The organism is Citrobacter sp. Res13-Sevr-PEB04-36 (assembly GCF_015672735.1).
Classification (GTDB): Bacteria; Pseudomonadota; Gammaproteobacteria; order Enterobacterales; family Enterobacteriaceae; genus Citrobacter.
In genome coordinates this window covers 48,060-69,784 of record NZ_JADABY010000043.1, presented here as the reverse complement: position 1 = coordinate 69,784, position 21,725 = coordinate 48,060, and the positions used below count along the sequence as shown (strand labels likewise).

At 53.0% G+C, this 21,725-nt stretch carries 21 protein-coding genes; 9 read left to right on the top strand and 12 right to left on the bottom strand.

The window, feature by feature from the left end; all coding sequences use genetic code 11:
• Positions 1-8 precede the first annotated feature (8 nt).
• Positions 9-4,469 (bottom strand): glutamate synthase large subunit, encoded by a 4,461-nt coding sequence (gltB, locus tag IMQ48_RS13035; protein ID WP_196209374.1) that lies wholly within the window; start codon positions 4,467-4,469, stop codon positions 9-11.
• Positions 4,470-5,155: 686 nt separating this feature from the next.
• Here gltB and IMQ48_RS13030 point away from each other — a divergent pair.
• The 4 genes from IMQ48_RS13030 to mtgA all read left to right on the top strand — a co-directional run bounded on the left by IMQ48_RS13030 (position 5,156) and on the right by mtgA (position 10,216).
• Positions 5,156-6,085 (top strand): TIGR01212 family radical SAM protein, encoded by a 930-nt coding sequence (locus IMQ48_RS13030; RefSeq protein ID WP_196209373.1) that lies wholly within the window; start codon positions 5,156-5,158, stop codon positions 6,083-6,085.
• Positions 6,086-6,280: 195 nt separating this feature from the next.
• Entirely contained in the window at positions 6,281-8,617 is a 2,337-nt protein-coding gene (gene arcB / locus IMQ48_RS13025) for an aerobic respiration two-component sensor histidine kinase ArcB (protein ID WP_196209372.1), read from the top strand.
• Positions 8,618-8,846: 229 nt separating this feature from the next.
• Complete coding sequence (gene elbB, locus IMQ48_RS13020; protein ID WP_196209371.1) at positions 8,847-9,500, top strand: isoprenoid biosynthesis glyoxalase ElbB; 654 nt, start codon at positions 8,847-8,849, stop codon at positions 9,498-9,500.
• Positions 9,497-10,216 carry a monofunctional biosynthetic peptidoglycan transglycosylase gene (gene mtgA, locus IMQ48_RS13015; protein ID WP_196209370.1) on the top strand — a complete coding sequence of 240 codons (720 nt, stop codon included), beginning with the start codon at positions 9,497-9,499 and terminating at the stop codon, positions 10,214-10,216. The genes elbB and mtgA overlap by 4 nt, the downstream gene beginning before the upstream one ends.
• 137 nt (positions 10,217-10,353) lie before the next feature.
• On the opposite strand, the gene npr is transcribed toward mtgA, so the two are convergent.
• The 11 genes from npr to IMQ48_RS12960 form a co-directional block, all read right to left on the bottom strand.
• Positions 10,354-10,626 (bottom strand): PTS phosphocarrier protein NPr, encoded by a 273-nt coding sequence (npr, locus tag IMQ48_RS13010; protein ID WP_196209369.1) that lies wholly within the window; start codon positions 10,624-10,626, stop codon positions 10,354-10,356.
• Positions 10,623-11,477: an RNase adapter RapZ gene (gene rapZ, locus IMQ48_RS13005; RefSeq protein WP_096755499.1), complete on the bottom strand. Its 855-nt coding sequence runs from the start codon at positions 11,475-11,477 to the stop codon at positions 10,623-10,625. The genes npr and rapZ overlap by 4 nt, the downstream gene beginning before the upstream one ends.
• Before the next feature lie 45 nt (positions 11,478-11,522).
• Entirely contained in the window at positions 11,523-12,014 is a 492-nt protein-coding gene (ptsN, locus tag IMQ48_RS13000) for a PTS IIA-like nitrogen regulatory protein PtsN (protein WP_196209368.1), read from the bottom strand.
• A gap of 83 nt (positions 12,015-12,097) precedes the next feature.
• Complete coding sequence (gene hpf, locus IMQ48_RS12995; RefSeq protein ID WP_003025078.1) at positions 12,098-12,385, bottom strand: ribosome hibernation promoting factor; 288 nt, start codon at positions 12,383-12,385, stop codon at positions 12,098-12,100.
• 22 nt (positions 12,386-12,407) lie between these two features.
• A complete protein-coding gene (gene rpoN, locus IMQ48_RS12990) occupies positions 12,408-13,841 on the bottom strand; it encodes an RNA polymerase factor sigma-54 (protein ID WP_196209413.1) in 1,434 nt (477 codons plus the stop codon).
• A 46-nt stretch (positions 13,842-13,887) separates the two neighbouring features.
• Complete coding sequence (lptB, locus tag IMQ48_RS12985; RefSeq protein WP_040234138.1) at positions 13,888-14,613, bottom strand: LPS export ABC transporter ATP-binding protein; 726 nt, start codon at positions 14,611-14,613, stop codon at positions 13,888-13,890.
• A gap of 6 nt (positions 14,614-14,619) precedes the next feature.
• A complete protein-coding gene (gene lptA, locus IMQ48_RS12980) occupies positions 14,620-15,174 on the bottom strand; it encodes a lipopolysaccharide ABC transporter substrate-binding protein LptA (RefSeq protein ID WP_115257377.1) in 555 nt (184 codons plus the stop codon).
• Positions 15,143-15,718 (bottom strand): LPS export ABC transporter periplasmic protein LptC, encoded by a 576-nt coding sequence (gene lptC / locus IMQ48_RS12975; protein WP_196209367.1) that lies wholly within the window; start codon positions 15,716-15,718, stop codon positions 15,143-15,145. The genes lptA and lptC overlap by 32 nt, the downstream gene beginning before the upstream one ends.
• Positions 15,715-16,281, bottom strand: a complete 567-nt coding sequence (gene kdsC / locus IMQ48_RS12970; RefSeq protein WP_196209366.1) for a 3-deoxy-manno-octulosonate-8-phosphatase KdsC — start codon at positions 16,279-16,281, stop codon at positions 15,715-15,717. Before kdsC ends, lptC begins: the two co-directional genes overlap by 4 nt.
• Before the next feature lie 31 nt (positions 16,282-16,312).
• Complete coding sequence (gene kdsD, locus IMQ48_RS12965; RefSeq protein WP_196209365.1) at positions 16,313-17,299, bottom strand: arabinose-5-phosphate isomerase KdsD; 987 nt, start codon at positions 17,297-17,299, stop codon at positions 16,313-16,315.
• 13 nt (positions 17,300-17,312) lie between these two features.
• Complete coding sequence (locus IMQ48_RS12960) at positions 17,313-18,290, bottom strand: calcium/sodium antiporter (protein ID WP_196209364.1); 978 nt, start codon at positions 18,288-18,290, stop codon at positions 17,313-17,315.
• Between the two features lie 215 nt (positions 18,291-18,505).
• Here IMQ48_RS12960 and mlaF point away from each other — a divergent pair, with 215 nt between their 5' ends.
• From mlaF to mlaB, 5 genes are read left to right on the top strand one after another with little or no spacing between them, the layout of a single operon-like run.
• On the top strand, positions 18,506-19,318 hold the full coding sequence (gene mlaF / locus IMQ48_RS12955) for a phospholipid ABC transporter ATP-binding protein MlaF (protein ID WP_196209363.1): 813 nt from the start codon (positions 18,506-18,508) through the stop codon (positions 19,316-19,318).
• Positions 19,319-19,325: 7 nt separating this feature from the next.
• Positions 19,326-20,108, top strand: coding sequence for a lipid asymmetry maintenance ABC transporter permease subunit MlaE (gene mlaE, locus IMQ48_RS12950; RefSeq protein ID WP_045448070.1), 783 nt, complete (start codon positions 19,326-19,328; stop codon positions 20,106-20,108).
• Between the two features lie 4 nt (positions 20,109-20,112).
• Entirely contained in the window at positions 20,113-20,670 is a 558-nt protein-coding gene (gene mlaD, locus IMQ48_RS12945) for an outer membrane lipid asymmetry maintenance protein MlaD (RefSeq protein ID WP_196209362.1), read from the top strand.
• Between the two features lie 18 nt (positions 20,671-20,688).
• The gene (mlaC, locus tag IMQ48_RS12940) at positions 20,689-21,324 is read left to right on the top strand and encodes a phospholipid-binding protein MlaC (protein ID WP_196209361.1); all 636 of its coding nucleotides are present in this window, start codon (positions 20,689-20,691) and stop codon (positions 21,322-21,324) included.
• Entirely contained in the window at positions 21,324-21,617 is a 294-nt protein-coding gene (mlaB, locus tag IMQ48_RS12935; RefSeq protein WP_196209360.1) for a lipid asymmetry maintenance protein MlaB, read from the top strand. Before mlaC ends, mlaB begins: the two co-directional genes overlap by 1 nt.
• The last annotated feature ends 108 nt before the right edge of the window (positions 21,618-21,725 follow it).

Sequence of the window (21,725 nt, the reverse complement as noted above, 5' to 3'; positions counted from 1 at the left end):
GCTACCCCTTACTGCGCCTGCACGCGCAGCTCAGCTGCGCTACGACTACGGTGACCCAACAGTGCTTTCACATCACTGGACTTCGGTTTAACCAGTGCGAATTTCGCCGAGAATGCCGGCCAGTTAGCCAGGATCTCTTCTCCGCGTGACGAACCGGTATGCTGTACGTGCTCGGTGATCAGCCCACGCAAATGCTCTTCGTGGATAGCCAGCGAGTCCACGCTCAGGACTTCGACCAGCTCCGGATTCACGCGTTTGCGGAATTCGCCGTCTTCGTCCAGCACGTAGGCGAACCCGCCCGTCATGCCAGCGCCGAAGTTGACGCCTGTTTTACCGAGAATACAGACGATGCCGCCGGTCATATATTCACAGCCGTTGTCACCGATGCCTTCGACCACGGTGATGGCACCTGAGTTACGTACCCCAAAGCGTTCTCCCGCGCGGCCTGCGGCAAACAGACGACCGCCGGTTGCGCCATACAGGCAGGTGTTGCCGATGATACTCGCTTCATGGCTGCGGAAGGCAGAACCGACCGGAGGACGTACCGCCAGCAGACCGCCCGCCATGCCTTTACCGACATAGTCGTTGGCATCGCCGGTCAGATACAGCTCCACGCCGCCCGCGTTCCACACGCCAAAGCTCTGGCCCGCCGTACCGCTGAAATGCGCCTTGATCGGGTCGGAAGCCAGCCCCTGATCGCCGTGCGTCTGAGCGATATAACCCGACAGTGATGCGCCGACGGAACGGTCAGTGTTGCGGATATCGAACCAGAAAGTTTTACTCTGGCGCTCATCAACAAATGGTTTGGCCTGTTGCAGCAACTGCGCGTTGAGTACGCCGTTGTCGAACGGTGGGTTGTTCTCAGTACAGTACACCGCTTTGCCTGGGTGAGGTTGTGCGGTTTCCAGCAGGTGAGACAGCTCCAACTTTTGCTGCTTGGCGGTATACCCGTCCAGCTCTTTGAGCAGGTCGGTACGGCCAATCAGATCCACCAGACGTGTTACACCAAGCGATGCCATCAGCTCGCGGGTTTCACGGGCGACAAACTCAAAGTAGTTGGTCACTTTGAACGGCAGGCCGTGGTAGTGGTTCTTACGCAGCTTTTCGTCCTGGGTTGCTACACCGGTTGCGCAATTGTTCAGGTGGCAAATACGCAGGTATTTACAGCCCAGCGCGACCATCGGGCCGGTACCAAAGCCGAAGCTTTCCGCGCCGAGAATGGCTGCTTTGATGATGTCGACGCCGGTTTTCAGACCGCCATCAACTTGTAAACGGATCTTATGGCGCAGACCGTTAGCCACCAGCGCCTGCTGAGTTTCTACCAGCCCCAGTTCCCACGGACAGCCTGCGTATTTCACCGAAGAGAGCGGGCTGGCGCCGGTGCCGCCGTCGTAACCGGCAATGGTTATCAGATCCGCGTAGGCTTTTGCCACGCCGGTGGCGATGGTACCGACGCCCGGTTCGGAAACCAGCTTCACAGAGATCATCGCCTTCGGGTTAACCTGTTTTAAGTCGAAAATCAGCTGCGCTAAGTCCTCGATAGAGTAAATATCGTGGTGCGGTGGCGGGGAGATCAGCGTCACGCCCGGTACTGAATAACGCAGTTTGGCGATGTATGGGGTAACTTTATCCCCTGGCAACTGGCCGCCTTCGCCGGGCTTCGCACCCTGTGCGACTTTAATCTGAATGACGTCAGCGTTCACCAGATACGCCGGGGTGACGCCGAAGCGACCGGACGCTACCTGCTTGATGCGTGACACTTTATTCGTGCCGTAGCGTGCAGGGTCTTCACCGCCTTCGCCGGAGTTGGAGTTGCCGCCAATGCTGTTCATCGCTTCGGCCAGCGCCTCGTGCGCTTCCGGGCTTAACGCACCGATGGACATAGCTGCGGTATCAAAACGTTTAAACAACTCAGTTGCCGGTTCGACGTCGCCAATACTTACCGCTTCATCACCAGGTGCGATAGCCAGCAGATCGCGCAGCGTGGCCGCCGGACGCTCGTTGACCAACTTCGCGTATTGCTGGTAGTCACTGTATTCGCCGCTTTGTACTGCCTGTTGCAGCGTGCGTACCACGTCCGGGTTGTAAGCGTGGTATTCACCCCCGTGGACGTACTTCAGCAGGCCACCCTGGTTAATCGGTTTGCGCGCCAGCCAGGCATGTTTAGAGAGGTTTAACAGATCTTGTTGGAAGTCAGCAAAGCCCGCTCCGCTGATGCGACTGACCACACCCTGGAAGCACAATGCAACTACGTCATCGTGCAGGCCAACGGCTTCAAACAGCTTCGAACAACGGTAAGAGGCGATGGTCGAAATGCCCATTTTGGACATGATTTTGTACAGACCTTTATTGATGCCGTTACGGTAGTTCAGCATCACGGTCCGGTAATCTTTGGCAATCGCTTGAGTGTCGATCAGACGCCCCAACGTTTCATAGGCCAGGTACGGATAGATGGCTGTGGCACCAAAGCCGAGGAGTACCGCGAAGTGATGCGGATCGCGGGTACTGGCAGTTTCGACGATGATGTTAGCGTCGCAGCGCAGATTCTGTTCCACCAGACGCGTTTGCACCGCGCCCACCGCCATCGGTGCCGGGACCGGCAGGCGATTTTTGGCGATGTTGCGGTCAGAGAGCACCAGTAATACCGTGCCGTTACGCACCATTTGTTCGGCTTTATCGCACAGCGCCTTGACGGTCTCTTCCAGCGTGGTTTCGCTCACGTCGAAAGTGATATCGAGCCGGTCGGCGCGATAATGTTCCTCTTTCATGGTGGTGAGCTGGGTGAAATCAGAGTACAGCAGGATCGGCGATTTAAAGCTCAGGCGATGCGCCTGGCCTTCGGCTTCACAGAAGACGTTCATCTCACGACCAATGCTGGTGGCCAGCGACATCACGTGCGCCTCACGCAGCGGATCGATAGGTGGGTTGGTCACCTGCGCGAACTGCTGACGGAAGTAGTCATAAATGATGCGTGGCTGGCTGGAAAGCACGGCAAATGGGGTATCATCGCCCATTGAACCGACCGCTTCCTGGCCATTTTCGCCCAGCACACGGATTACGGAATCCAGTTCTTCGGCGCTGTAGTTAAATTGTTTCTGGAAGCTGGCAAGGGTGTCATCGTCCAGCTCACGGCTGCCGACTTGATCATCAGCCAGGTCTTCAAACGGTACCAGGCGGCGGACGTTCTTCTCCATCCACTCTTTGTACGGATGGCGGCTTTTCAGGTCATCATCGGTTTCCGCCGAGTGCAGAATACGTCCACCTCGGGTGTCGATAACCATCAATTCGCCCGGACCGACACGACCTTTCTCGACCACTTCATCAGGCTGGTAGTCCCAGATGCCGACTTCAGAGGCGCAGGTGATGAGCTTGTCTTTGGTTATGACGTAGCGCGCCGGGCGCAGGCCGTTACGGTCAAGGTTACAGGCGGCAAAGCGACCGTCGGACATGACGATACCGGCCGGGCCATCCCACGGTTCCATGTGCATGGAGTTAAAGTCAAAGAATGCGCGCAGCTCCGGGTCCATATCCGGGTTGTTCTGCCAGGCCGGTGGTACCAGCAGGCGCATCGCGCGGATGATGTCCATCCCGCCAGCCAGCAGCAGTTCGAGCATGTTATCCATCGAACTGGAGTCAGAGCCGGTTTCGTTGACAAACGGCGCGGCATCGTGGAGATCCGGGATCAGCGGCGTCTGGAACTTATAGGTACGGGCGCGCGCCCACTGGCGGTTACCAGTAATGGTGTTGATTTCGCCGTTGTGCGCCAGATAGCGGAACGGCTGGGCCAGCGGCCAGCGTGGCACGGTATTGGTGGAGAAGCGCTGGTGGAACAGGCAGATCGCTGATTCCAGACGCAGGTCTGCGAGGTCCAGGTAAAAGCGCGGCAGATCCGCCGGCATACACAGACCTTTATAGATGTTGACCAGATTGGACAAGCTACAAACGTAGAAGTCTTTATCGTCCTGCAAACGTTTTTCGATGCGGCGACGCGCGATGAAAAGACGGCGTTCCATATCGCGTGGACGCCAGCCCGCAGGGGCGTTAACAAAAATTTGCTCAATACGGGGCAGGGAGGAGAGGGCGATTTCACCGAGAACACCGTCGTTGGTTGGCACGTCGCGCCAGCCCACAATCGACAGGGTTTCCTGCTGTAACTCTTCTTCGACGATGCGACGAGATGCCGCCGCCAGTTCAGGGTCTTTATTTAAAAAGATCATGCCGACCGCGTAGTTTTTGGCTAAACGCCAGCCGCGTTCTTCGGCAACGATGCGAAAAAAACGATCGGGTTTTTGTAATAACAGGCCGCAGCCGTCGCCGGTTTTACCGTCAGCGAGGATGGCACCACGGTGCTGCATACGAGCCAGTGCGTGTATGGCGGTACGCACTACCTTGTGGCTAGGTTCGCCTTCTATGTGGGCGATCAGGCCGAAACCACAGTTATCCTTCTCAAGGGATTTATCGTACAACATATTAGTGAACCTCCCCAGGCTCTGCGGGACGCCTCTCCGATACCGTTTGCGCACAGGCACAGCAAGAGCATGGCGACGGGGGTTGCGCGTTAACGCTCACCTCGCATTCGCCCTCTTTAATCCTTTTCGCATAGGTCAAACAAGTTTGAGGACTTGCTTCAGAGGGAATCTCAATTACTGCATAAATATGATGAGCAGGCTGCTCATCCAGAAAGCTTCCAGCGGATTTCCACGTTATCGGGAATCCACACACAGGTCAAATGGCAATCTTATTTATACAAAAATGTGCTATAGGTCGATTAACTAAATGAATCCATTGAAAATAATGACTTTTTTACATTGATTTAACGCACAGTGAATGGAGGGGGAAGTGTGATCTGTCTCACTGTCAGAGAGGTCTGTTATCGCTTGTCCTCCCTTTGTTTATCGCGATATTTGGTATTTTATGCTGGTTTGTAGAGTTTACGCGTCTTAAAGATACTGTTTTTATCCATGAGCCGTCAGAAGATAAAAAAAATTACCGAACATAAGGAAAAGTAATCACATTTTTATTGAATGAAATTTCGGTAATTTTGCTTGATTATGCAATAAGTAAAGGCATGCCAGGGCGATTGATCCAGGTCATCGCCGACGGGGGCTAAAAATGGCAGGCTTTGGCCTCTTTTCAAGGCGCGGTCTATCAGATTATGCAGTTACAGAAATTAGTCAATATGTTTGGTGGGGATCTTTCTCGCCGTTATGGGCAAAAGGTTCATAAGCTCACGTTGCACGGTGGATTTAGCTGCCCAAATCGCGATGGCACCATTGGACGTGGCGGTTGTACCTTCTGTAATGTCGCATCCTTTGCTGATGAGGCGCAGCAGCATCATTCCATTGCCGAGCAGCTTGAGCATCAGGCGCAATTGGTGAATCGCGCCAAACGCTATCTGGCCTATTTTCAGGCCTACACCAGCACGTTTGCCGAAGTTCAGGTGCTGCGCTCGATGTATCAGCAGGCGGTCAGCCAGGCCAATATTGTCGGGCTGTGTGTCGGGACACGCCCTGACTGCGTGCCGGAGGCGGTGCTCGATCTGCTGTGCGAATATAAAGACCAGGGCTACGAAGTGTGGCTGGAGTTGGGGCTACAAACCGCCCATGATAAAACGCTGCACCGTATTAACCGTGGGCATGACTTTGCCTGCTATCAGCGCACCACGCAATTGGCACGTGAGCGCGGGCTGAAAGTGTGCTCTCACCTGATTGTTGGTCTACCGGGAGAAGGGCAAGTTGAATGCCTGCAAACGCTGGATCGCGTGGTGGAGACTGGTGTTGATGGTATTAAGCTGCATCCGCTGCATATCGTACAGGGCAGCATTATGGCGAAGGCCTGGGAAGCAGGGCGTCTGAGTGGTATTGAGCTGGCTGATTATACGGTAACGGCGGGTGAGATGATTCGCCATACCCCGCCAGAGGTCATCTATCATCGTATTTCCGCCAGCGCCCGTCGCCCGACGTTGCTGGCGCCGCTGTGGTGTGAAAATCGCTGGACGGGGATGGTTGAACTGGATCGTTATCTCAATGAACATGGTGTACAAGGCTCGGCTCTTGGAACGCCGTGGTTTTTGCCGGGGAGCTAACCATCTGTAGGCCGGATAAGGCAAAGCCGACATCCGGCATTCTGCGCCTGCTTGCCTGATGGCGCTTCGCTTATCAGGCCTACGATGACCTCTCCTGAGTCATTTCACCGATAGCCCCCGCATTTATTGCACAATCTCAAACGTCACGCCGAGAATTGAGTATTATTGTGCCAAGTTGTCGTGAAGGAACCCTCTATGAAGCAAATTCGAATGCTGGCGCAGTATTATGTCGACCTGATGATGAAGTTAGGTCTGGTGCGTTTTTCGCTGCTATTGGCGCTGGCTTTGGTTGTGTTGGCGATTGTGGTGCAAATGGCTGTCACCATGGTGCTGCATGGCCAGGTAGAAAGTATTGATGTTATTCGCTCCATCTTTTTTGGTCTGTTAATTACCCCCTGGGCGGTCTATTTCCTGTCGGTAGTCGTGGAGCAACTGGAGGAGTCCCGGCAACGCCTGTCACGGCTGGTACAGAAGCTGGAAGAGATGCGTGAGCGCGATCTCAAGCTTAACGTGCAGTTGAAGGACAATATTTCGCAGCTTAACCAGGAAATTGTCGAACGTGAAAAGGCGGAGGCGGAGCGCCAGGAAACGTTTGAACAGCTCAAAGTCGAAATTAAAGAACGTGAAGAGGCGCAGATCCAGCTGGAGCAACAGTCCTCTTTTCTGCGATCTTTTCTCGATGCCTCGCCGGATCTGGTGTTTTATCGCAATGAAGATAAAGAGTTCTCTGGCTGTAACCGCGCCATGGAATTACTGACCGGCAAGAGCGAAAAGCAGCTGGTGAATTTAAAGCCGATTGAAGTTTACTCGCCAGAGGCGGCTGAAAAAGTTATCGAGACTGACGAGAAAGTGTTCCGCCATAATGTCTCGTTAACCTATGAACAATGGCTGGATTACCCGGACGGACGTAAAGCCTGCTTTGAAATTCGTAAAGTGCCTTATTACGACCGCGTTGGTAAACGACACGGTTTGATGGGCTTTGGCCGCGATATTACCGAGCGTAAGCGCTACCAGGATGCGCTCGAACGGGCCAGTCGCGACAAGACCACTTTCATTTCGACGATCAGTCACGAACTACGTACACCGCTGAACGGCATTGTCGGTTTAAGTCGGATCCTGCTGGATACGGATCTGACCGCCGAGCAGGAAAAATACCTGAAAACCATCCATGTTTCTGCCGTTACGCTGGGGAATATTTTCAACGATATTATCGACATGGATAAGATGGAGCGGCGTAAAGTTCAGCTCGATAACCAGCCGATAGATTTCACCAGCTTTATGGCAGATCTGGAAAACCTCTCTGGTCTTCAGGCGCAGCAAAAAGGGCTGCGCTTTGTGCTTGATCCGACATTGCCCCTGCCGCATAAGGTCATTACCGATGGGACGCGTCTGCGTCAAATCCTGTGGAATCTGATCAGCAATGCCGTGAAGTTTACCCAGCAAGGGCAGGTTACCGTGCGGGCGCGCTATGACAAAGGAAGCATGCTGCATTTTGAAGTGGAAGATTCCGGTATCGGTATTCCGCAGGATGAGCAGGATAAAATCTTCGCCATGTATTATCAGGTGAAGGATAGTAATGGCGGTAAACCAGCAACCGGGACCGGGATTGGCCTGGCGGTGTCTCGTCGTCTGGCAAAAAACATGGGCGGCGATATTACGGTTTCCAGCCAGCCGGGGAAAGGCTCTGTCTTTACCCTTACCGTTCACGCCCCTGCCGTTGCGGAAGAGATAGAAGACGCCTTCGAAGAAGACGACATGCCGTTGCCTGCGCTGAATGTGCTGCTGGTGGAAGACATTGAACTGAACGTGATTGTTGCCCGTTCGGTGCTGGAAAAACTGGGCAACAGCGTGGATGTCGCTATGACCGGGAAAGCCGCGCTGGAAATGTTCCAACCGGGTGAGTATGACCTCGTGCTGTTGGATATCCAGCTGCCGGATATGACGGGCCTGGATATCTCCAGAGAGTTGACGCAAAAATATGCGCGGGAAGATCTGCCGCCGCTGGTAGCGCTTACCGCCAATGTTTTGAAAGATAAAAAAGAATATCTGGATGCAGGTATGGATGACGTGCTGAGTAAGCCGCTGTCGGTGCCGGCATTAACCGCCATGATCAAAAAATACTGGGATAGCCGAAACAAAGAGGAGAGCACTGTGACATCTGAAGAAAGCAGTAAATCGCAAGCGCTGTTAGATATTCCCATGTTGGAACAATACCTCGAGCTGGTGGGACCGAAGTTAATTACCGACGGATTGGCGGTATTTGAGAAGATGATGCCGGGATATTTGAGCGTGCTGGAGTCCAATCTGACCGCGCGTGATAAAAAGGGCGTTGTTGAGGAGGGCCACAAAATCAAAGGTGCCGCGGGATCGGTCGGTCTGCGCCATCTGCAACAGTTGGGTCAGCAAATTCAATCCCCGGACCTTCCTGCCTGGGAAGATAACGTGGCGGAATGGATTGAAGAGATGAAGCAAGAGTGGCAGCACGACGTGGCAGTATTAAGAGCCTGGGTGGCGAGTGTTGAAAAAAAATGACCCCGGCTTAGCCGGGGTGCGCGAATACTGCGCCAACACCAGGGAAATCGTTGCTGCGCCGTAAATTATTATCATTGTTTACAAGGGCACAGCCCTAATTTTCAGGCCGCACGCAGTTAAGATAGCAAATCTTAAATAATTTGTTACATGAATCAGTTAAATGTGTGAAGCGTAGCATTTTAATAAGAATTATTAATATGCTACAGCCAGTTGCGAAAGGAGTATCACGATGAAAAAAATTGGCGTAGTGCTCGGCGGATGCGGCGTGTATGACGGCTCAGAGATCCATGAAGCTGTGTTAACGCTGCTGGCTATTGCCCGTAATGGGGCTCAGGCCATCTGCTTTGCGCCGGATAAACAACAAACAGATGTGATTAATCATCTGACCGGCGAGCCCATGCAGGACACCCGCAATGTCCTGATCGAGGCTGCACGTATAACCCGTGGTGATATTCGCCCGCTTGCCCAGGCGGTCTCTGCTGAACTGGATGCGCTGATTGTACCCGGTGGATTCGGTGCGGCGAAGAATCTGAGTAATTTCGCTAGCCAGGGCAGCGAATGTCGGGTGGATAGCGACTTAGCCGCGCTGGCAGTCTCCATGCATCAATCCGGTAAGCCGTTGGGGTTCATGTGCATTGCCCCGGCGATGTTGCCTAAAATATTCGATTTTCCGCTGCGTCTGACGATTGGCACCGATATTGATACTGCGGAAGTGCTGGAAGATATGGGGGCAGAGCATGTGCCGTGTCCGGTCGATGATATTGTGGTCGATGAAGACCACAAAATCGTGACCACGCCAGCTTATATGCTGGCGCAAGATATTGCCCAGGCCGCGAGCGGGATCGACAAGCTGGTATCACGTGTGCTGGTGCTAGCTGAATGAAAAAAGGGGTGACTGCCTTTTTGCGGCGGTTTTTTCTGCGGGCAGTCATTGTCCTCGCTGTGTTTTGGGGCGGGGGCATAGCCCTCTTCAGCGTGCTGCCGGTTCCCTTTTCTGCGGTGATGGCTGAACGACAAATTAGTGCCTGGCTGCACGGTGATTTTGGCTATGTGGCGCATTCTGACTGGGTCAGCATGGATGAGATCTCGCCGTGGATGGGGCTGGCGGTCATTGCCGCAGAAGACCAAAAATTCCCTCAGCACTGGGGGTTTGATGTCTCGGCAATAGAAAAAGCGCTGGCGCATAATGAGCGCAATGAAAGCCGTATTCGTGGGGCGTCGACGCTCTCGCAGCAGACGGCAAAAAATCTCTTTCTGTGGGACGGACGCAGTTGGGTGCGTAAAGGCCTGGAAGCCGGAATCACGCTGGGTATGGAAACGGTGTGGAGCAAGAAACGTATTCTGACCATTTATCTGAACATCGCCGAGTTTGGCGACGGCGTATTTGGCGTGGAAGCGGCATCACAACGTTATTTTCATAAACCGGCCAGTCGCTTGAGTCAGTCAGAAGCCGCATTGCTGGCGGCGGTGCTGCCCAATCCTCTGCGTTTTAAGGCGAATGCTCCGTCAGGCTATGTACGTAACCGTCAGGCTTGGATCATGCGGCAAATGCGCCAGTTAGGCGGTGAGTCGTTTATGCGGGAAAATAAGCTGTATTAGTCGATGCTGACGCTGTTTTTGTAGGCCTGATAAGCGCAGCGCATCAGGCAGAATACGACACAACGACATTGCCGGATGCGGCGTAAACGCCTTATCCGACCTACTCGCTACGTACTGAAATGGTAGTGCTGTACTGACTAATCCTCGTCAAACCCCGAATTAAACAGCGCAATCACCGCTGCCAGGGCTTCTGCTTCCTGTGGACCAGAGGCTTCAACCTCTATCTGGCGACCTTTGGCGGAATCCAACATCAGCAGGGCAATGACGCTGTTCGCTTCTGCCTCTGTGCCTTCGTCGTTACGTAACAGTACTTCCGCTTCAAAACCCTGCATTAATTCAAACAGCTTCATTGCTGGCCGGGCGTGCATGCCCAGCTTATTGGTGATTTCAACAGTCTGCTTCACGGTCATGATTTGCGTTTTTCCAGCGTACGATGGCGTGACTGTACGTTTTTACCGCGTGAGCGGAAGTAGTCTGCCAGCTGCTCTGCAATATACACCGAACGGTGTTTCCCGCCGGTACAGCCGATGGCTACGGTGAGGTAGCTGCGGTTGTTGGTCTCCAGCATGGGTAACCATAGCTCAAGATAGCTGCGAGTTTGGTAGATAAAATTGTGTACTTCTGTGTGACGGTCGAGAAACGCGGCGACGGGCCTGTCCAGACCGGTCATTGGACGCAGTTTGGGATCCCAGTGTGGGTTCGGCAGGAAGCGCACGTCAAAGACGTAATCCGCGTCAATCGGGATGCCGTGCTTGAAGCCGAAGGACTCAAACACCATGGTCAGTTCACGTTCACGCTTGCCCAGCAGTCGGGTACGCAACATTTCTGCCAGTTCGTGCACGGACATTTCAGAGGTGTCGACGATCAGGTCCGCGCGGGAACGCAGCGGCTCCAGCAAGTCGCTTTCTTTATCAATTGCGCTTTCCAGCGACAGATTTTTGCTGGAGAGTGGGTGCAGTCGACGGGTATCACTGTAGCGGCGGATCAGCGTGTTACGGTCAGCATCAAGGAACAGCAACTGCGGCGAGAAACCTTCAGGCAGGTTATTCATTGCCTGCTCGAAAATTTCTGGCGACTCAGGCATGTTGCGCACATCAATGCTGACGGCCGCAGAAATTTGGCTATCGGCCAATGTACGGGCCAGATCGGGCAACAGCACCACGGGAAGGTTATCCACGCAGTAAAAACCCATATCTTCCAGCGCACGTAGGGCGACAGATTTGCCTGACCCTGAACGACCGCTGACGATCATCAGTACCATGTACTGTTTCTCCTCACAACGACAAAAAAGGATGCCATTGGGTTGTTATGCTTCATCCTGTCCACCTTCGGTGTCCGTGATGATTTGATACAACTCCTGATCGCTCTGCGCGGCGCGCAGGCGACGACAGATGGTTTTATCTGCCAGCCGTTTTGCAACCAGTGACAAGGTGTGCAAGTGCGTCTTGGTTTGATCGGCGGGAACCAGCAGAGCGAACAACAAATCGACCGGTTGATTATCAATGGCGTCGAACGCAATAGGCGTTTCGAGTTGCACAAACACGCCGACCGCGCGTAGCGTGTCTTCTTCCAGCTTTCCGTGCGGAATGGCAATACCATTGCCGATGCCGGTACTACCCATTTTTTCACGCGTCAGAATGGCTTCAAACACCACCTGAGAAGGCAAGCTCAGCTGCTTTGCTGCCAGTTCACTAATGATTTCCAATGCGCGTTTTTTGCTTTGGCAGTGAACGGCCGCACGCGTACATTCCTGGTTAAGAACAGTGCTCAGTTGTAGAGTCGTATCGTTATTTGTCATAATTTCACCTAAGCGCTAACTGTACAAATGGCCTGTTGTGCTTCACAACAGGCCGTCCTGCACCCGCTAACTGCCCGGACAAGTTAGTGCTGTTTCAGTTTATCTTTATGTTTTGTTAACTGCCGAGCCAGTTTATCAATTAAACCGTCAATGGCGGCGTACATATCCTGACCTTCCGCGCTGGCATGAATTTCGCCACCGTTCACATGCAGTGTTGCATCCGAGATGTGTGTCACCTTCTCCACTTTCAACACAATATAGACCTGATTAATCCGGTCGAAATATTGCTCAAGTTTGGCGAACTTTGTGTTCACAAAGTCACGCAGTGCTTCAGTAATTTCGACGTTGTTTCCAGTGATGTTGAGCTGCATAGTGTCTTCCTTATCGGTTGGGTCAGACCAGTTGTTTGCGCTGGTTAGACGGCGGAATGGATAAAGACTCTCGGTACTTCGCAACGGTGCGGCGTGCCACCATGATACCTTGTTCTGACAGCATAGAGGTTAACTTGCTGTCACTCAGCGGTTTCGCAGGGTTCTCGGCCGCAATTAATTTCTTCACCAGCGCGCGTATCGCTGTAGAAGAGGCTTCGCCTCCGCCTTCAGTATTAACATGGCTGGAAAAGAAATACTTGAGTTCAAAAATGCCGCGCGGACTGTGCAGATACTTTTGCGTGGTCACTCGGGAAATGGTCGATTCGTGCATCTCGACGGCCTGGGCGATATCTGCCAGCACCATCGGTTTCATAAATTCTTCGCCTTGCTCAAAGAAGGCCTGTTGCTGCTCAACGATACAGCGACTGACGCGCAACAGCGTGTCGTTGCGGCTTTCCAGACTTTTAATCAGCCATTTCGCATCCTGTAAATTCGTACGAATAAACTGGCTGTCGGCATCGTTGCGTGCACCATTACACATGGCGGCATAGTGCTGATTAATCTGTAAGCGTGGAATGCTATCGCTGTTCAGTTCGACGATCCAACGATCGTTATGCTTACGTACCAGCACATCCGGGATCACGTATTCCGGCTCACCGGTTTGGATCGACTGCCCGGGTCTTGGATCCAGCGACTGGATCAGATTGACGGCTTCTTTCAGCACATCTTCTTTAAGTCGGGTCACGCGCATAAGCGAGCGGAAATCGTGATTGGCTAACAGATCGAGGTGATCGCTGATGATGAGTCTTGCTTCTGTCAGCCACGGAGTGGCTTTGTCAAACTGCGACAATTGGATCAGTAGGCAATCTCGGAGATCTTTTGCCGCCACGCCAACCGGATCAAAGCGTTGGACTCGTTTAAGCACGGCTTCGATTTCATCGAGACCAATGTCGTCATCGCCCATGCTTTCGAGAATATCGTCCAGAGAAACAGTGAGATACCCGGTGTCATCCACCGCATCGACAATTGATGTGGCAATGGCGCGATCGGTATCAGAAAACGGGGTCAACCCCACTTGCCACATCAGGTAATCCTGTAGTGATTGCGTGGTTTCACCCTGATACACAGGCAGTTCGTCGTCGATGTAATCCCCGCTGGTGCCAGATGGCGTGCCCGCGGTGTAAATCTCATCCCAACTGGCATCCAGCGGCAACTCTTCCGGCATCTCTTTTTGTTCGAGAGCGTCTGCGGTATCGAGGGAATCGCTGTCCTGTTTTTCTTGGGTATCAATTTCGTCGTGAAGATCGGTTTGCTCGAGCAGTGGGTTACTTTCCAGCGCTTGCTGAAGTTCTTGCTGAAGTTCCAGCGTGGACAACTGCAACAGACGGATAGCCTGTTGTAGCTGAGGCGTCATCGCCAGTTGTTGGCTAAGCCTGAGTTGCAAACCTTGCTTCATGTTCAGAGTGGTTTTCTCCTGCGGTAACGTGACGTCTTCTACCCTATCAGAGTCTGAAGTCTTCCCCAAGGTATACGCGCTTAACGTGTTCGTCTTGCAGTATTTCTGTCGGCGTGCCGTGTGCGATCAGATGTCCCTGACTCACAATATAGGCGCGTTCACAGACCGCCAGCGTTTCGCGAACGTTGTGGTCGGTGATCAGCACACCCAATCCGCTGTCGCGCAGGTGTTCAATAATACGTTTGATATCAATAACGGAGATCGGGTCAACACCCGCAAATGGTTCATCCAGCAGGATAAACTTCGGATTTGCGGCCAACGCACGGGCGATTTCCACACGCCGACGTTCGCCCCCGGACAGCGATTGTCCCAGGCTGTCGCGCAGGTGCTCAATATGGAACTCTTCCATCAGTTCGTTGGCGCGATCTTCGCGCTGCTCGCTGGAGAGATCGTCACGAATTTGCAGCACCGCCATCAGGTTATCAAATACGCTCAGACGACGAAAAATAGAGGCTTCCTGCGGTAAGTAGCCGATGCCGCGACGGGCGCGTGCATGCAGTGGCAGCAGGCTGATGTCTTCGTCATCGATGATGATGTTGCCCGCATCGCGCGGCACAATGCCCACCACCATGTAAAATGTCGTTGTTTTGCCCGCGCCGTTCGGGCCGAGCAGACCGACGATCTCCCCGGAGTTGACGGTCAAACTGACGTCTTCCACCACACGGCGGCCTTTATAGGCTTTTGCAAGGTTCTTTGCAGTTAATGTTGCCATAACGAATCAGTTACCTTTTTTCTCTGCTGGAGCCTTGGTTTTGTTTTTATCCTGCAGTTGTGACGGCACCAGAACGGTGGTGACGCGTTTGCCTTTATCACTGAAGGCCTGCATTTTCTGCTCTTTTACCAGATAGGTAATTTTGTCGCCGGTGATGTTGCTGTCCACCTGCTCCAGATAAGCTTTACCTGTCAGCACAACGAAATCTTTTGCCAGTTCATAGTGCATCTGTAAAGCATGGCCGTTAACGGGTTTACCGTTATCCTGCATCTGGTAAAACGTTGCCGGATTGCCATAACCGTCGATCACTTCTTTACCGTCTTCACCGCCTGGACGGGTCACGACGACTTTATCGGCGTTAATTTTGATGGTGCCCTGCGTCACGATAACATTACCGGTAAACGTCACCACGTTGCCCTGCATATCCAGGGACTGCTGGTCCGATTCAATGTGAATCGGCTGCTCGGTATCGCCGGTGACGGCAAATGCCGGAATGCTGGCGGCCAGAAGAGAGCTGGCAAGCACAAGATTAAGGCTGAGTTTGTTTGTTTTGGATTTCATATGAGGTTCTAACCTTTTCAATCAGCTCGGCGTTCTTGCTGCGTAAGTTGCCGCGCATCTTCAGTCCGCTGGAGTTAAATGTTGTTCCATACAACGTGACCAGATCGTTTGAGGTAACATCTTGCGTCACCAGGTTAATCTGCGCGTTATCGGTCGTAATTCTGCGTAGTTGAGAGTCTGCCACCAGGGCGTTGACTTCAACATGGCCATACAGATACAGCATCCGATCTTCCGTCAATTTGGCTTTATCGGCCTTGATCGACCAGGTCGGCACTTTATCCTTATCAAACGTGGTTAATACTGGTTGAGTAAACCACGAAACAGCCTGATCGGAATAATATTCAACGTGCTGAGCGATGAGTCGATAGCTCAGGGCACCTTCCGGGCTATACACGACGGTGTCGGTATGCTCGCTCTTATAGGTCGGCTCGTTGTTATTTACCACCACCTGAGTGGTGTCGTCTTTGTCTGCCAGGTTAATACCGATCAGCACAAGGACGGCCAGCGACAGTAGAATGATAACCCAACGTCTGGTTTTGCTCATATCGATTGACCTTTGGCCTCGTCCAGTTTGCCCTGCGCCAGGAGTAATAAATCGCAGACTTCACGTACCGCGCCGCGCCCTCCATCTATGCGTGTGACATAGTCGGCCCGTGGAATCAGCAGCGGGTGGGCATCTGCCACCGCCACGCTTAATCCGACTTTCGCCATCACCGGCCAGTCGATCAGATCGTCGCCGACGTATGCCACATGTTCCGGCGCGATCGCCAGTTTGTTCAACAGATCGTCAAACGCGACCAGTTTGTCCGACTGCCCCTGGTAGAGGTGGGTGATCCCAAGCGTTGCACAGCGATCTTCTACTAGTTTAGCCTTTCGTCCGGTAATAATAGCAACCTCGATACCGGAAGTGAGCGCACACCGAATTCCGTAGCCATCACGGACGTTAAAAGCTTTTAGCTCTTCACCGTTGTTGCCCATATAAATCAGACCGTCAGACAGTACGCCATCCACATCAAGGATCAGCAGACGAATATTCTCTGCCCTGGTGATGACTTCAGTGCTGACGGGTCCATAACAGGTCGCAAGCGACGCACCTGCGTTACTCATTTCTTTTATCCTTGCGTTTCTACTCTACTTTTTACACTACGCCTGCACGCAGGAGATCATGCATATGTAACACACCGAGTAAACGGTCGCCATCAGCAACCATCACCGAGGTAATATGGCGGGATTGCATTAAATTCAGGGCGTCCACGGCAAGAATGCCCGGACGCACGCGAATGCCCCCGGGGGTCATCACGTCGGCAATCCCCAATTGGCGTACGTCGACGCCCATATCAAAGACGCGGCGTAAGTCGCCATCCGTGAAGATGCCGTCGATCTTCATGGTGTCATCGCAAATAACGGTCATACCGAGATTTTTACGCGTGATCTCAAGTAAGGCGTCACGCAGGCTGGCGTTTTTATTCACATGCGGGATCTCGTCGCCCGTATGCATAATATCGTTAACACGCAGCAAAAGCTTACGCCCCAGTGCGCCGCCGGGGTGCGACAACGCAAAATCTTCTGCGGTAAAGCCGCGGGCTTTCAATAATGCTACGGCGAGCGCATCGCCCATCACCAGCGTCGCGGTTGTACTGCTGGTCGGCGCCAGACCTAATGGGCAGGCTTCCTTGGGTACTTTAACACACAGATGCACATCTGCCGCACGCGCCATGCTGCTTTCCGGACGACCGGTCATGCAGATAAGCGGCACGTGAAGGCGTTTGAGCACCGGAATTAACGCGGCAATCTCATTGGATTCACCGGAGTTAGAAATAGCGATCACTACGTCCTGCGGCGATACCATGCCCAGATCGCCGTGTGCGGCTTCGCCTGGATGTACGAAAAAGGACGGCGTACCGGTACTGGCAAACGTGGCGGCCATTTTGCGCCCGATATGCCCGGATTTCCCCATTCCCATCACCACAACTTTACCCGCGCAGTTGAAGATTTTCTCACAGGCGAGGGTAAAGTTCAGGTCGATGTACTGATCAAGCTCCGCCAGGCCTTCACGTTCAATAGCCAGGACTTCCTTGCCTGCTTGCTGAAAGTCAAAACCCGGTTGCAACTCTAAGTGCGACATAATGCGTTTCCAGTTATCCAACGAGAAGTGGCGATACCCAATACAGCATCGCCAGCCATATGATAAAACCGCCGGTCAGCAGCGCACCCGCGCCGCGACCAATCTGGCGCGGACGTCGCCAGCAGAGTAATGCAAAAATAACGCTCACCAGCAGCATGACGCTGTAGTCACGGATGAAGGCCATCGGATTGACCTCGCCCGGTGTGATCAGTGCGGGGAGTCCGAGAACGATAACAATATTAAAAATGTTGGCACCGATGATGTTGCCGACAGCAATATCATTTTCACCCTTACGCAGGCCCGCGATAGCCGTTGCCAGCTCAGGCAGGCTGGTGCCAATAGCCACCACTGTTAATCCGATGGTGAGCTCGCTCATGGCAAAGTAATTCGCCAGCACCGTGGCGTTATCCACCACCATTCGCGTTGCCATTGGCATAATAATCAGCGCAATGCCCAGCCACAGAAAGGCGACAGGTAGTCCCCCTTCGCGCGGCAGTTCTGCCACTTGCTCCCGGGTCAGGCTGTCATTGCCTTCCCGTTCCGCCAGCCGTGCGATTTTAACAATGAATAGTACCCATAGCACGGCCAGAAGCAGAAGAAAGAAACCATCGCTGCGGCTCAGTTGTCCGTCGTACAGCACGGAGGCGGCCAGAATACTGACCAGCAACATTAGCGGTAATTCGCGACGCAGAACATCAGAATGTACGGTAAAAGGGTGAATCAGTGCTGACAGGCCTAAAATCAGGAGAATATTGGTGATGTTTGAGCCAAGCGCTGTGCCGACGGCTAAATCGAGCTGCCCATTAATAGAGGCGGCAACGGAGACAATCATTTCAGGTAATGATGTGCCAATGCTGACGACGGTCATCCCAATGATGATGGGGGGGATGCCGAAGGTGCGACATAAAATAGAGGCGGCGAATACCAGACGGTCGGCGCCGTAGACCACCAGAAGTAAACCAATTATTAACAGCGCCGTCGCTAAAAGCATCTAAAGTCCTTTCTTCAGGTATACTCGCCGGTCCACGTGAAGGATTTTCTGGAAGCCGTAACGAAGTCTTAATTTTGACTTTATGCGGCTAAAAAGTAAAACAAATGCCAGCTTTCGCTAACCAGAGCGGGTAATAATCTGTAAATATGTTGGGTTCATGGCTAAATTGAGCGCCAAACTCTTCGATCAACGAGGCAATAGTAAAGGATGAAGCAATGGGTCAGTCTGTGGCGAATCTAGTCGATATGCACGATGTCAGCTTTTCCCGAGGCGACCGCTGCATTTTTGATAATATTTCCCTGACGGTGCCGCGTGGCAAGATAACGGCGATCATGGGGCCATCAGGCATTGGTAAAACGACGCTGTTGCGTCTGATTGGCGGACAAATCCCCCCGGATAAGGGCGAGATTCTGTTTGATGGCGAGAACGTCCCAGCTATGTCTCGTTCACGTTTGTACACCGTGCGTAAGCGTATGAGTATGCTGTTTCAGTCGGGCGCGCTGTTTACCGATATGAACGTGTTTGACAACGTCGCTTATCCGCTACGTGAACATACGACGCTACCCGCGCCGTTGCTGAAAAGCACGGTGATGATGAAGCTGGAGGCCGTTGGCCTGCGCGGTGCAGCAAAATTAATGCCTTCTGAATTATCTGGCGGAATGGCGCGACGTGCTGCACTCGCACGTGCCATTGCGCTGGAGCCAGACCTGATTATGTTTGATGAGCCGTTTGTTGGTCAGGACCCCATCACCATGGGCGTGCTGGTAAAGCTGATATCAGAACTGAACAGCATACTGGGCGTCACCTGTGTGGTGGTATCTCATGATGTGCCAGAGGTACTGAGTATTGCGGATTACGCCTATATAATGGCGGATAAAAAAATTGTGGCCTACGGTAGTGCTCAGGCACTGCAAGAAAATGCCGATCCACGCGTACGCCAGTTCCTCGATGGCATCGCCGACGGGCCGGTTCCGTTCCGCTACCCGGCGGGCGATTACCACACCGATTTACTCAAAACAGGGAGTTAAGCCACCCATGTTGTTAAATGCGCTGGCATCACTCGGACATCGAGGGATAAAAACCCTCAGGACGTTCGGGCGTGCCGGATTAATGTTGTTCAATGCGGTAGTTGGCAAGCCGGAGTTTCGCAAACATGCGCCGCTGCTGATCCGCCAGCTCTATAATGTCGGCGTCTTATCGATGCTGATCATTATCGTCTCTGGCGTGTTCATCGGCATGGTGTTGGGGTTGCAGGGATACCTGGTTCTGACGACCTACAGTGCGGAAACGAGCCTTGGTATGCTGGTGGCGCTTTCGTTGCTGCGTGAACTGGGACCGGTTGTGGCGGCGCTGTTGTTTGCCGGGCGGGCTGGATCGGCCTTAACCGCAGAAATCGGTCTGATGCGGGCAACTGAACAGCTTTCCAGTATGGAAATGATGGCGGTCGATCCCCTGCGTCGGGTGATCTCCCCCCGTTTTTGGGCGGGTGTGATTTCGCTGCCGCTGTTGACGATTATTTTCGTCGCGGTAGGTATCTGGGGCGGTTCACTGGTTGGCGTAAGCTGGAAGGGTATTGATGCAGGCTTTTTCTGGTCAGCCATGCAAAATGCCGTCGACTGGCGTCTGGATCTGGTCAACTGTTTAATTAAGAGCGTGGTGTTCGCTATTACGGTCACCTGGATTGCATTGTTCAATGGTTATGATGCGATTCCAACCTCTGCCGGGATTAGCCGGGCAACGACACGCACCGTTGTGCACGCCTCTCTTGCCGTTCTGGGGCTGGATTTTGTGCTGACCGCACTGATGTTTGGGAATTGAGTTCATGCAAACGAAAAAAAATGAAATTTGGGTCGGGTTATTCCTGTTGGTTGCGTTGCTGGCCGCGCTGTTTGTCTGCCTGAAAGCAGCTAACGTCACCTCTATGCGTACTGAGCCGACCTACACGATTTATGCGACCTTTGATAACATCGGCGGCTTGAGAGAACGCTCTCCGGTGCGGATTGGCGGGGTGGTTGTTGGGCGCGTGTCGGACATTTCGTTAGATCCGAAATCGTACCTGCCGCGTGTGACGCTGGAGATTGAATCGCGTTTTAATCAGATCCCAGACACCAGTTCGCTGAGTATTCGTACCTCCGGTCTGCTGGGTGAGCAATACCTGGCATTGAACGTTGGTTTTGAAGATCCTGAGCTGGGAACGTCTATTCTCAAAGATGGTGATACGATCCAGGACACTAAATCGGCGATGGTGCTGGAGGACATGATTGGTCAGTTCCTTTACAACAGCAACAGTAAAGGCGATGACAATAAGAATTCTGGCGATGCGCCGACTGCGACTCAGGGCAATAATGAAGCCACTACGCCTGCGGGCGCGACGAAATAATCTCAGGAGAATCGACATATGTTTAAACGATTGATGATGGTGGCTATGCTGGTCATTGCTCCACTTAGCGCAGCAACGGCAGCGGATCAGGCTAACCCTTACAAACAGATGGATGAGGCGGCGCAGAAAACCTTCGACCGTCTGAAGAACGAACAGCCGAAAATCCGTTCTAACCCGGATTACCTGCGTGATATCGTCGATCAGGAGCTGTTGCCGTACGTGCAGGTGAAATATGCTGGCGCGCTGGTGCTGGGTCGTTATTACAAAGAAGCGACGCCCGCACAACGTGACGCGTATTTTGCAGCGTTTCGTGAGTATCTGAAACAGGCTTACGGCCAGGCGCTGGCGATGTACCACGGCCAGACATATCAGATTGCCCCAGAGCAACCGCTGGGTGACGCGACCATTGTGCCGATCCGCGTTACTATCATCGATCCGAACGGCCGCCCTCCGGTACGTCTGGATTTCCAGTGGCGTAAAAATTCCCAGACCGGTAACTGGCAGGCGTATGACATGATCGCCGAAGGCGTCAGCATGATCACCACCAAACAGAATGAGTGGAGTGACTTGCTGCGTACCAAAGGTATTGATGGCCTTACGGCGCAGCTGAAATCTATTTCTCAGCAGAAAATCACGCTGGAAGAGAAAAAATAATGACGCAGTCACTCACCTGGGCGCGTGAAGGTGACAAGCTCTCGCTGGTGGGAGAACTGGATCAAGACGTGTTAAACCCATTATGGGATGCACGTGTTGAAGCGATGAAAGGGGTTACCTGCATCGATCTGAGCCAGGTCTCCCGAGTTGATACCGGTGGTCTGGCATTGCTGGTTCACCTTGTTGACCAGGGTAAGAAGCAGGGGAATCACGTTTCCCTTACCGGCGTTAACGATAAGGTTTACACGTTAGCAAAGCTTTACAATTTGCCCGACGACGTCCTTCCGCGTTAATTTTTGTAGGCCGGATAAGGCCTTGTACCGCTATCCGGCAATACCCCTGAGGGGGGAGTAACCATCAAAGCCTTGTCTGATTTATCGGCGAGGCTTTTTGCTTATTTA

Coding starts and splice junctions, on each gene's coding strand:
- gltB (WP_196209374.1), bottom strand. CDS start 4,469: ATGTTGTACGATAAATCCCTTGAGAAGGATAACTGTGGTTTCGGCCTG.
- IMQ48_RS13030 (WP_196209373.1), top strand. CDS start 5,156: ATGCAGTTACAGAAATTAGTCAATATGTTTGGTGGGGATCTTTCTCGC.
- arcB (WP_196209372.1), top strand. CDS start 6,281: ATGAAGCAAATTCGAATGCTGGCGCAGTATTATGTCGACCTGATGATG.
- elbB (WP_196209371.1), top strand. CDS start 8,847: ATGAAAAAAATTGGCGTAGTGCTCGGCGGATGCGGCGTGTATGACGGC.
- mtgA (WP_196209370.1), top strand. CDS start 9,497: ATGAAAAAAGGGGTGACTGCCTTTTTGCGGCGGTTTTTTCTGCGGGCA.
- npr (WP_196209369.1), bottom strand. CDS start 10,626: ATGACCGTGAAGCAGACTGTTGAAATCACCAATAAGCTGGGCATGCAC.
- rapZ (WP_096755499.1), bottom strand. CDS start 11,477: ATGGTACTGATGATCGTCAGCGGTCGTTCAGGGTCAGGCAAATCTGTC.
- ptsN (WP_196209368.1), bottom strand. CDS start 12,014: ATGACAAATAACGATACGACTCTACAACTGAGCACTGTTCTTAACCAG.
- hpf (WP_003025078.1), bottom strand. CDS start 12,385: ATGCAGCTCAACATCACTGGAAACAACGTCGAAATTACTGAAGCACTG.
- rpoN (WP_196209413.1), bottom strand. CDS start 13,841: ATGAAGCAAGGTTTGCAACTCAGGCTTAGCCAACAACTGGCGATGACG.
- lptB (WP_040234138.1), bottom strand. CDS start 14,613: ATGGCAACATTAACTGCAAAGAACCTTGCAAAAGCCTATAAAGGCCGC.
- lptA (WP_115257377.1), bottom strand. CDS start 15,174: ATGAAATCCAAAACAAACAAACTCAGCCTTAATCTTGTGCTTGCCAGC.
- lptC (WP_196209367.1), bottom strand. CDS start 15,718: ATGAGCAAAACCAGACGTTGGGTTATCATTCTACTGTCGCTGGCCGTC.
- kdsC (WP_196209366.1), bottom strand. CDS start 16,281: ATGAGTAACGCAGGTGCGTCGCTTGCGACCTGTTATGGACCCGTCAGC.
- kdsD (WP_196209365.1), bottom strand. CDS start 17,299: ATGTCGCACTTAGAGTTGCAACCGGGTTTTGACTTTCAGCAAGCAGGC.
- IMQ48_RS12960 (WP_196209364.1), bottom strand. CDS start 18,290: ATGCTTTTAGCGACGGCGCTGTTAATAATTGGTTTACTTCTGGTGGTC.
- mlaF (WP_196209363.1), top strand. CDS start 18,506: ATGGGTCAGTCTGTGGCGAATCTAGTCGATATGCACGATGTCAGCTTT.
- mlaE (WP_045448070.1), top strand. CDS start 19,326: ATGTTGTTAAATGCGCTGGCATCACTCGGACATCGAGGGATAAAAACC.
- mlaD (WP_196209362.1), top strand. CDS start 20,113: ATGCAAACGAAAAAAAATGAAATTTGGGTCGGGTTATTCCTGTTGGTT.
- mlaC (WP_196209361.1), top strand. CDS start 20,689: ATGTTTAAACGATTGATGATGGTGGCTATGCTGGTCATTGCTCCACTT.
- mlaB (WP_196209360.1), top strand. CDS start 21,324: ATGACGCAGTCACTCACCTGGGCGCGTGAAGGTGACAAGCTCTCGCTG.